The sequence below is a fragment of the Polaromonas sp. P1_G4 genome (genome assembly GCF_056405475.1).
Genome location: NZ_JBFUCA010000505.1, coordinates 1 through 2,972 on the forward strand (window position 1 = coordinate 1; position 2,972 = coordinate 2,972).

The window sequence follows — 2,972 nt, forward strand, 5'->3', positions numbered from 1 at the left end:
GGTATGAAAAGCGCGGTCGCCTTCCAGCGGCAGCACGCCGCGGTCAGCGTCAAACTGCATGCTGGCGATGGCCTTGTCCATCGCGTCTATGTGTTTGCGCTTGGCCTGGGTCGCGGCCATGGCGGCGACTTCGCCTTCCACCACGCGGCGGGCGCGTATCAATTCAAGAGGACCCCATTCGTCCGGCGAGATCTGCGCGGCCCGGCCACTTCCATTGCCGTCGTGGCTGGCGGGCTTGCTTCGGTCCAGAACATAGACACCCGAGCCGGTGCGTACTTCGACCCAGCCTTCGACCTCCATCGCGATCAGCGCTTCGCGCACCGAAGGCCGGCTCACGCCCAACTGCCGTGCCAGGTCGCGCTCGGCGGGGAGACGTGCGCCCACGGCCCATTCGCCGGCCGAGATCAGCGTGCGCAACTGCTCGGCGATCTGGCGGTAAAGGCGTTGCGGTTCGACAGTTTGCAGGGGCATGGGGGAAAAGGATGAAAAGGTGGGGGCTTTAAGGGTTAGCCAGAATTGGACAAGTGGTAAGACCAATTGATAATCCCATGAAACCCCCGGGACAACATCCGGCAAAACCCTGTAGGAGTGAAGATGAGACTTGAAGGAAAAAAAGCGCTGGTGACCGCAGCCGGCCAGGGAATCGGCCATGCCACTGCGCTGGCGCTGGCGGCCGAAGGCGCGCAGGTCTGGGCCACCGACCTGAAGCCCGAGCTGCTGGAAAGCTACAAAGGGGCGGCCAACATCACGGCGCTGCCCCTGGACGTGCTGGACAAGGCGGCGATCCAGAAACTGGTAGGTGGCCTGCCGCCCATGGACATTCTTTTTAACTGCGCCGGTTTTGTCCACGGGGGCACAGCCCTGCAGGCCACCGATGCCGACCTTGAGTTCGCCTTCAACCTCAACGTGCGGGCCCAGTTCTGGATGATCCAGGCCGTGCTGCCCGGCATGCAGGCAAAAAAGGGCGGCAGCATTGTCAACATGGCCAGCGTCTGCAGCAGCATCAAAGGCCTGCCCAACCGGTTTGTGTATGGCACCACCAAGGCGGCCGTGATTGGCCTCACCAAAAGCGTCGCGGCCGACTTTGTGGCCGATGGCGTGCGCTGCAATGCAATTTGCCCTGGTACGGTAGACACGCCTTCGCTGCAGGACCGTATCAATGCCAACGAGGATCCCGTGGCGGCCCGCAAGGCCTTCATCGCACGCCAGCCGCTCGGGCGCCTGGCCCAGGCACATGAAATTGCGCCGCTGGTGGTCTTTCTGGCCAGCGACGAGGCTGCTTTCGTGACCGGCCAGGCCTACAACGTGGACGGCGGCATCACCATATGAACCAGCTGGACCTGAAAGGGCGCCATGCGGTCATCACCGGTGGTGCGGTCGGCCTGGGTTTTGCCGTGGCTCAGCGCATGCTGGCGTCGGGCGGCACGGTGACGCTGTGGGACATCAACCCCGAGGCACTGGCCGCGGCCAGGGGCGCGCTGGGCGCCGGGGTGCATACCGTGGCCGTCGATGTGGCCAGCCATGCCAGCGTGGTGGACGCGGTCCAGCAAACCGTTGCGCATAACCCGGCCATCGATGCGCTTGTCAACTCGGCCGGCATCACCGGCCCCAACGTCAAGCTGTGGGACTACCCGCCCGAGCAATGGATGCAGGTGCAGCAGGTCAACCTCAACGGCCTGTTCTTCTGCTGCCGTGAACTCGTGCCGCACATGCGTGCGCGCAACTATGGCCGCATCGTCAATATTGCCTCGGTGGCCGGCAAGGAGGGCAACCCGAATGCCAGCGCCTACAGCGCGAGCAAGGCCGCGGTGATCGCCCTGACAAAATCCCTCGGCAAGGAACTCGCCGATACCGGTGTACGCGTCAATTGCATCACACCGGCCGCGGTGAAAACGCCGATTTTTGAGCAGATGACGCCCGAGTTCATACAGTTCATGCTTTCTAAAATCCCCATGGGCCGCTTCGGAACGCCTGATGAGGTAGCCGCCATGGTTGGCTGGCTGTGCACTGAAGATTGCTCGTTCTCAACCGGCGCCGTTTTCGATCTGTCGGGCGGACGTTCTACATACTGAATCATTAACCAGAAGGAAAAACCATGAAACTCGTTCGCTATGGCAACCCCGGCAAGGAAAAGCCCGGCCTTATTGATGCCAATGGCAAGCTGCGCGACCTGAGCGCTGTCATCAAGGACATCGGCCCGGATCAGCTTGGCGATGCGGCGATTGCCAAACTGCGCAAGCTCAAGGCCGACAAGCTGCCGCTGGTCAAAGGCTCGCCGCGCTACGGCAGCCCGGTCAATGGCGTGCCCAAGTTCATCGCCATCGGCCTGAACTACGCCGACCATGCGGCCGAATCGGGCTTGCCGATTCCCGCCGAGCCGGTGGTTTTCATGAAGGCCACCAGCTGCATCCAGGGCCCGAACGATCCCATCATGCTGCCCAAGGGCTCGGTCAAGACCGACTGGGAAGTCGAGCTTGGCGTGATCATCGGYAAGACCGCGCGTTACGTGTCGCAAAAGGAGGCGCTCGACTACGTGGCCGGCTACTGCACCATCAACGACGTGAGCGAGCGCGAGTTCCAGATTGAGCGCGGCGGCACCTGGGACAAGGGCAARGGTTGCGACACCTTCGGCCCGCTCGGCCCCTGGMTGGTCACGCGTGACGAAGTGCCCAACCCGCAAAAACTGGGCCTGTGGCTGGAGGTGAACGGCAAGCGCGTTCAAAAAGGCAACACCAAGACCATGATCTTCAGCGTCGCCAAGATCGTCAGCTACGTCAGCCAGTTCATGACGCTGGAGCCCGGCGACGTCATCACCACAGGCACACCGCCCGGCGTGGGCCTGGGCATGAAGCCGCCTGTGTACCTGAAGAAGGGCGACAAAATCTCCCTGGGCATCGAAGGCCTGGGTGAGCAGCACCAGGTGGTGGTGGCGTATAAAAAGTAACCCCCGTTCAGGCTCACTTCGTGTAGCC

4 protein-coding genes are annotated in these 2,972 nt (G+C 62.5%); 3 read left to right on the forward strand and 1 reads right to left on the reverse strand.

Annotated elements, in window-relative coordinates; all coding sequences use genetic code 11:
* Positions 1–471 (reverse strand): FadR/GntR family transcriptional regulator (locus tag AC1D1X_RS19545; RefSeq protein WP_477698941.1); only part of this gene is annotated, 471 nt, incomplete at its 3' end.
* Between the two features lie 123 nt (positions 472–594).
* Here AC1D1X_RS19545 and AC1D1X_RS19550 point away from each other — a divergent pair.
* From AC1D1X_RS19550 to AC1D1X_RS19560, 3 genes are read left to right on the forward strand one after another with little or no spacing between them, the layout of a single operon-like run.
* The gene (locus AC1D1X_RS19550) at positions 595–1,329 is read left to right on the forward strand and encodes an SDR family oxidoreductase (RefSeq protein WP_477668476.1); all 735 of its coding nucleotides are present in this window, start codon (positions 595–597) and stop codon (positions 1,327–1,329) included.
* Entirely contained in the window at positions 1,326–2,072 is a 747-nt protein-coding gene (locus tag AC1D1X_RS19555) for an SDR family NAD(P)-dependent oxidoreductase (protein WP_477668475.1), read from the forward strand. Before AC1D1X_RS19550 ends, AC1D1X_RS19555 begins: the two co-directional genes overlap by 4 nt.
* A 23-nt stretch (positions 2,073–2,095) precedes the next feature.
* Positions 2,096–2,944 (forward strand): fumarylacetoacetate hydrolase family protein, encoded by an 849-nt coding sequence (locus tag AC1D1X_RS19560; RefSeq protein ID WP_477698942.1) that lies wholly within the window; start codon positions 2,096–2,098, stop codon positions 2,942–2,944.
* Positions 2,945–2,972 lie beyond the last annotated feature (28 nt).

What these genes read in the sequence shown, in the direction of transcription:
- AC1D1X_RS19550 (WP_477668476.1), top strand. Translation starts at nt 595, where the DNA reads ATGAGACTTGAAGGAAAAAAAGCGCTGGTGACCGCAGCCGGCCAGGGA.
- AC1D1X_RS19555 (WP_477668475.1), top strand. Translation starts at nt 1,326, where the DNA reads ATGAACCAGCTGGACCTGAAAGGGCGCCATGCGGTCATCACCGGTGGT.